The sequence below is a fragment of the Pseudomonas sp. Sample_9 genome (assembly GCF_004307535.1).
Taxonomy (GTDB): domain Bacteria; phylum Pseudomonadota; class Gammaproteobacteria; order Pseudomonadales; family Pseudomonadaceae; genus Aquipseudomonas; species Aquipseudomonas mercuritolerans.
Genome location: NZ_RAZO01000279.1, coordinates 3,137 through 9,501 on the forward strand (window position 1 = coordinate 3,137; position 6,365 = coordinate 9,501).

Here is a 6,365-nt window from a genome sequence, read left to right on the forward strand (position 1 = left end):
GCCAGCAGACTCAAGGCCAGCACGCCACATTGCAGAATCGTTTTGCGCATTGCAGTCATCCTTCTCGGGCAGATCAGAAGTTCACGCCGAAGCTCAGGGCCACGAAGTCACGGTCTTCGAGGACGTTGTAGTCGCCACCGAAAAAGTCGGTGTAACTCAGGCTTGCGGTGTAGGTGTTGCGGTAGTCGGCATCGACGCCGACGCTGATGGCTTTCGCACCTTCGTTGAACAGGCCGTTGGGGCCGTAACCGGCGACGTCATGGGACCACGACAGGTTGGGCTTGAGGTTGATCCCGCCGATGACGTTGGCGTAATCGAGAATCGCCCGGGCGCGATAGCCCCACGAAGTCGAGGTGACGAAGCCGTCGGTATCGCCACCGAAACCGTACTGGCCATAGACCGAATCACGGCCATAACGCAGCTCACTGCGTGACTCCAGACCACCGACATGCACAACCGCCGCTTCACCGACCACGGTCAGGCGTTCGGCGCCGAGCACCTGATCGAAGAAGTGCGTGAGGGTGCTCTGGATCTGCGTGACTTCCTTGCGCCGGTAGCCTTTGTTGTCGGCACCCGGCGAAGTGGCGAGTGGCGATGCGGTGCCGCCGGCAATCGGGTTGACCAGCGCCAGGGTCAGGTCGTTGGTGTTGACCTGCACCGGCGCGTTCGGCCGGTAGCTGATCTCGCCGGTCCACGCGGTGCCGGTGGGCAGCGTGGTGGAGAAACTCGCGCCGTACAGACGAATGTCTTCCGGGTATTCGAGGTAATACTGACCGCGCCCGAGCATCACGCTCTGCGCCAGCCCCGCACCGCTGCCAGGCGCGAGGCCGTTGGCAATGCCGACCATGCCTGGCAACGCCGCCAGTGTCGACAGCCCCGCCGTGGTGGTGCCGACCGTCGGTGTACGGCTGTGGTAGTTCATGAAGTAGAGGCCGTATTCGGTATCTTCGCCGAGCCAGCGCAGCGCCGTGCCCCACTGCCCGGAATCGCGCGCATCGCGATCACCGCCACGGGGGATCACCACGCCCTCGCGGGTGACCTGAATGCCTTGGCCGAACGCGGTGGTCAGCGGCACCAGTGGCGCCACCGCCGGACTGCCGACGGTGTAGCCGTTGTTGCAACCGTCCGCCGCGACGTCGACGCCAAAGAACGTGCCGCAGTTGTCGAGAACGGTCTGGTCCCACTCCAGTTGGTAGAAGCCTTCGACCGAAAGTTTGTCGGTCAGGCTCTGCGAGCCAAACAGCATGTTCACCGGAATCAGGCCTTCCTTGATCTCGGCACCGGGACGGCGGAATGCCGAGACGTCGACCGGGTTGATGCTGTTGATCGAGTTGCCGATGAAGGTACTTTCGCCCCAGCTCACCACCTGCTTGCCGGCCCGCACGGTGCCGGGCAAATCGGCGATGGCGTAGTTGTGATAGACGAATGCATCGAGGATCTGCGCGCCGGAAGATTTGGCGCCTTCCTTGCGGCCGCTGTCGCTGATCTGTTTGAACTCGCGGTCTTCGTCCTTGAGTTCGAAGTCGTACCAGTATTTGCCCCGCACGAACACGCCGGTATCGCCGTACTTCAGTTCGAGGTCGTGGATACCCTTGAAGATTTTCGAGAAGGTTTCGCCCTTCTTGAAATTCAGCCGCCCGTCATCACCGGTGGACGATTGTCCGCTGCCGCCATTGACCGTGCCGACCAGCGAACTGTCGGCATCGCGCAGGCCCCAGCTCGCGCCGACCGAAAGTGACGAGTCGAAGGTGCCTTCGATTTCGCCGATGTTGAAGGCGACCGCGTGCGCCTGGGCGCAGCAACCCAAAGCCACCGCAGCGGCCAGCGCCTGCGGTGTGAAGATGGCGCGCATTGTTGTTTTTGTCATGCGTCTTCCCCGGTGAGTGACAGAAGGCCCCACCCTACTGCCGGGCGCTGCGGTCGATAAGCGCACCAAGGAGGTATTTGCGTTGTCGCTCGAAAGGATGAATGGCCTTGCCCGGCGTGGGCTGGAGCGGTTCATGGACTGGCTGGATGGCGCATCATCAGCGCCATGCATGGGCACGCCACTGTTGCGCGCCCCGTAACAGTGCATGTCCGGAATCGGTATTTTTCCTACAGGCTCAAGCACTTATTCTGAGCGCGCTTTCCCGGACATTGCGGAAAGCGCTGAGCCCGCTCCGCTGCATGCGGCTGCGATTGGCTACAGGTTTCGGATAAATCGATTTTCCGGTTTATCACCCCGGTGTTCACTGACGTTGATTTGTAGCTCCTTGATCCAACGTCTTACCTTGGCCGCTGCGTTTGCAGCGGCCTTTTTTATGGGCGTTTAAAAAGGCTGGATAGCGGTTCGGCAACGCTTCCGATCAGCGCGTCGGACATTTCTTCGAAGCTCGGAGGAATTCCTTCTGCATCGATGAAAACCCGCGAAAACCCTTTCGACACAAGGCCCTGTTACTGACGGGCTTCTCGGATTTGATAACCGTCACTCTGATGTAACTTGAAACACCTCAACCATTCGCTGGTGACACGGATGTCATCGCCATCCGTGCGCACTTTCAAGCGAGTGAAAACGCACATTCAAAAGGATATGAATATGCCAAAGCCTCCACCGTTGGAACTGGATCCAGTACATATCAGGGAGCTCGGCCCTGATGGCTTCGAACCATTCAAAGAACGCGACATGAATTACTCCTACAGCGGCATGTTCGGCCCTGCCGGCGCCAATCCGCAGACGCGTGAATTGATGCATGAAACGCAAGTCGCCGTGGAACAGGAATTCAACGCAAGAACCGCCTCGATTCCACAAACCATTGAGGTCGAACTGGCGGCGACCAGGCTGGAAGGACCGACGAATCCTCTGCCACCTGCCGCAGCACTGGCCCGCGAAGTGGGCGTCAGGAACACGTTGATTCAACGCAAGAGCGCCGAGTTTCAACGGCAGACTGCCATCGCCAACCGCTTTTATGGCAGCGATCCACTGGGAAAAACCTTCAAGGATTACCTGAATCAGGCATCGGCCAATCGGCGCGCGCATGGCGCAGCGGTCCGCAGCAGAGCGTTGTGGAGCGAGTCCTTTCGGGCCGCCCACGAAGCGCGGCTGCTGGGCCAGACATTGGCGCTGCTCAACCAGCAACAGGCTGGCGTACTCAATTGGCTGGCCACCGTACAAGCCCAGGATCAGGCCCAGGCGGCAGCGGCAGAGGCGCAACGCCAAGCTGCAGAACATGCCCGCATTGCCGCGGAGCAACAGCGCCAGCGTGACATTGCCGAAGCGGTGCACCGGGAGCAGGAAGAAATCCGCGCACGCGAACAGGCACGTCTGGCCGCGTTGGCGGAGAAACAGCGTCGCGATGCCGAACAGGCTCGACTGGCGGCTGAGACCGCGCGCCTGAATGCTGAGGCTGAAGCTCGGGAGAAAGAGCGGATGGCTGCGTTGAAAATCGTCCAGGCCGAGGCAGATGCCAAAGCTGAAGCAGCGGCGCTGGCCCATGCGGCAGAACAGGCTCGGTTACAGGATGAAAGGAAACATGTCTTTCCGGCTTCTGGAGCAGTGGCAAGCAACGGCCCGGCCGTTTCTTTCGCTTCGACAGCCGTCCCGCTCAGCCCGGCTATCTCGGCGGGAATACTCAATGCGCTACGTACGGCAAAAGCGACCCTGACAGCGACGGGCACGGCGCTGTTCGGCAGTCCGGTACTGATGGGATTCGCAGCGCTGTTGATGCCGTCACCTCTGGGCAACGGCGAACGCTTCGCCATGAGCGTTCCACTGGCCGAGTTGTCGTCCGAGCCGGCCGAGACGCTACGTGACATCGCAGGCCGGCAGGGTACTTTGGAGATGCAGGTCGGGCTAGGCGTCAGGCGACTCGGGGCTGGAACGCAAGTGTTCGTCGCTACGAGTGACGACTTCCATATTCGCTCAAGTGTGCTGGTCCTCAATGCCGCATACGATTTGCTCAACGACGTATACCAGATCACGCTATCGGACTCGCCCACCGACTTGCTGACCTGGACACCGGCTATCTCACCGGGTGACCAATCGACCGCCTTGCCAATAGTGGATACCGATTCGCCCGCCTATTCCGGCGCTTCTCTTGTTCCGGTTGAAGGGCGGCTGGATCTGAACCCGATCCTGGTTGAAGGCTGGGATCGATTCATCATTGTGTTTCCGGCTGATTCGGGGATTGAGCCGCTTTATGTGGTGTTCAGCAGTCCTTATAAAGGGGCGACCGTAGAAGGGAAGCACAGTGGGCGTAGTTTCAACCCTGACGAGATTGGAGATGAAATATCAGATTTGCAGTGGGCAACAGCCGCTGTTTCATCGGAAGGAACGGACATTGTGAAGTTACACATTTCAAAGTTTCCGCAATCAGCTGCCAATGACGTAATGCTTGATCGCCTGGAGCGAATCGCTCGTGGAGAACTCGAAGCTACGGACACCGACAAACGTTTCTACACTCACGAGATAAGAGAGTTCGAACGATTCAGAGCTTTAGGCTTCGGTGATACTGAGATGCCGGAGATCGGATCACCGATCTGGAATAACGTGCATACAGCAACGTTGGAAGATTTCCAGCTAAAAGATGATCCCGCACTTCTCTACACGCCCGAAGCACTGGCTGCTGCAATGGAGCAGGAAGAACGTGATTACCAGAAATTGCTGAAGGAGATGTGGTAATGAGCACCGTTGAGATGATTGTTAAAAATGAACCTCTGGATGACATAGTCACGGTGTTCGCGTTACTTCAGGCAACGCCACATCTGGACATGATGATCAGACGCCACAATCGAGACCTGATCAACGAGTATGGGACCCTGGAAGCATCGTACTCTCGGCTCTTCGCTGCAGGAATCTTGCTGGAGGGAGAAAAGGGCCTGGCTATCAAAGGACCTAACTGGAAGCCGCCCAAGTTCATGACAGAAAAAAGATACATTTGACAACTGGAGCCACCAGCCGCGAGGGCTGGTGGCTCCGTTACCTTCAAATCGAATATTTCTGCAAATTCGCCATCATTTCCTTCAACGCTTCAATATTGTCCTTGGGATGCGCCGCGCCCTCGAAATTACAAATCTGCTGCCAGTGCGCCGCCACATCCTCTGGCGAGAACCCCTCGCGCGGATCGAAGCCGGCACCGAGGCTGCGCTCCCAGCGCACCTTGCCCATCCAGCCGCCGCCGACTTCGAACAGGCCGGACGTTTCCTGGCATTGCTCGCTGGCCAGATATACGACCAATGGGCTGACCAGTTCCGGCTTCAGTTGCTCGAATACTTGCGGCGGGATCAGGCCCTCGGTCATGCGCGTGCCGCCGGTCGGGGCGATGGCGTTGACCAGAATGTTGTTCTTGCGCCCTTCGATCGCCAGCGTTCGGGTCAACCCGTACAGCCCAAGCTTGGCCATGCCGTAGTTGGATTGACCGAAATTGCCGTAAATGCCAGAAGTCGACGCAGTGAAAATTACGCGACCGTAGTTTTGCTCGCGCAGATGCGGCCAGGCGGCACGGGTGACCTTGTAGGCGCCTTCGACGTGGACGCGATAGACCAGATCCCAGTCGGCGTCGTCCATCTTGTGAAACGATTTGTCGCGCAGGATCCCGGCGTTGTTGACCACGACGTCGACGCGGCCGAAGGCATCGAGGGCGTTCTGTACCAGTTTGTCGCCGTCAGTCACCGAGTCGTGGTTGGCTTCGGCAATACCGCCAGCCTCGCGGATCTCCGCCACTACGCGGTCGGCAGCCGAGGCGTTGGCGCCCTCGCCCTGTGTCGAGCCACCGAGATCGTTCACCAGCACCTTGGCGCCCTGTCTGGCGAACAGCAGCGCATGGGCACGACCGAGGCCACCACCGGCGCCGGTGACAATCACGACTTTATCTTCGAAACGCACAGGTTCATTCATCGCGGCAACTCCAGCAGGCCAAGGGATATTGCCCCGAGTGTCAGGCACGGCGCTTTGGCTCACAACGAACACGGCTGCGGCTGAATGGTGCGCGATAAGGCTGGGGGATGATCGAGACTGTCAGGTCGCCGAGAGCTTGTGCACTCGGCGAAAATCAGGAGTACGCCACCTTGCGCTGAGGCAAAACCAGACGATCGCGAAACGCCAGATAGTGCTTGAGCACCTGTACCGGCGCCTCGGTCTGCGGATAGTGGCCGATGCCCGGCAACAGCACAGTGTCCGGATCGGGGATCAACTCGTGATAACGCTCGACCATGTGTACGCCGGAAATCGGATCGACCGCACCGTCGATGACCCGCAAAGGAATATCACCACGCTGCATGGCCGTCACCCAGCGCTCGCGCTGCACCCGGCGCTCAGGAATGTAAGTGATCAATTTGTGCATGATGCGCGGGCCATGGTTGCTGTCGACCAGGCTCCAGTAATCATCCAG

4 protein-coding genes and 1 pseudogene are annotated in these 6,365 nt (G+C 59.2%); 2 read left to right on the forward strand and 3 right to left on the reverse strand.

All coding sequences use genetic code 11. From position 1 onward, the window contains the following. Positions 1 to 73: 73 nt before the first annotated feature. On the reverse strand, positions 74 to 1,867 hold the full coding sequence (locus tag D6877_RS15310) for a DUF1302 domain-containing protein (protein WP_130911335.1): 1,794 nt from the start codon (positions 1,865 to 1,867) through the stop codon (positions 74 to 76). 612 nt (positions 1,868 to 2,479) lie between these two features. On the opposite strand from D6877_RS15310, the gene D6877_RS15315 reads away from it, so the two are divergent. Beyond that, positions 2,480 to 4,657, forward strand: a complete 2,178-nt coding sequence (locus D6877_RS15315) for an S-type pyocin domain-containing protein (RefSeq protein ID WP_241662908.1) — start codon at positions 2,480 to 2,482, stop codon at positions 4,655 to 4,657. Next, the gene (locus D6877_RS15320; protein WP_130911336.1) at positions 4,657 to 4,917 is read left to right on the forward strand and encodes a hypothetical protein; all 261 of its coding nucleotides are present in this window, start codon (positions 4,657 to 4,659) and stop codon (positions 4,915 to 4,917) included. The genes D6877_RS15315 and D6877_RS15320 overlap by 1 nt, the downstream gene beginning before the upstream one ends. A 43-nt stretch (positions 4,918 to 4,960) precedes the next feature. On the opposite strand, the gene D6877_RS15325 is transcribed toward D6877_RS15320, so the two are convergent. Continuing rightward, positions 4,961 to 5,872: an SDR family oxidoreductase gene (locus tag D6877_RS15325; protein WP_130911337.1), complete on the reverse strand. Its 912-nt coding sequence runs from the start codon at positions 5,870 to 5,872 to the stop codon at positions 4,961 to 4,963. Positions 5,873 to 6,026: 154 nt separating this feature from the next. After that, positions 6,027 to 6,365, reverse strand: a pseudogene (locus tag D6877_RS15330) (alpha/beta hydrolase); the annotation flags it as partial.

What these genes read in the sequence shown, in the direction of transcription:
- D6877_RS15325 (WP_130911337.1), bottom strand. Translation starts at nt 5,872, where the DNA reads ATGAATGAACCTGTGCGTTTCGAAGATAAAGTCGTGATTGTCACCGGC.
- D6877_RS15320 (WP_130911336.1), top strand. Translation starts at nt 4,657, where the DNA reads ATGAGCACCGTTGAGATGATTGTTAAAAATGAACCTCTGGATGACATA.
- D6877_RS15310 (WP_130911335.1), bottom strand. Translation starts at nt 1,867, where the DNA reads ATGACAAAAACAACAATGCGCGCCATCTTCACACCGCAGGCGCTGGCC.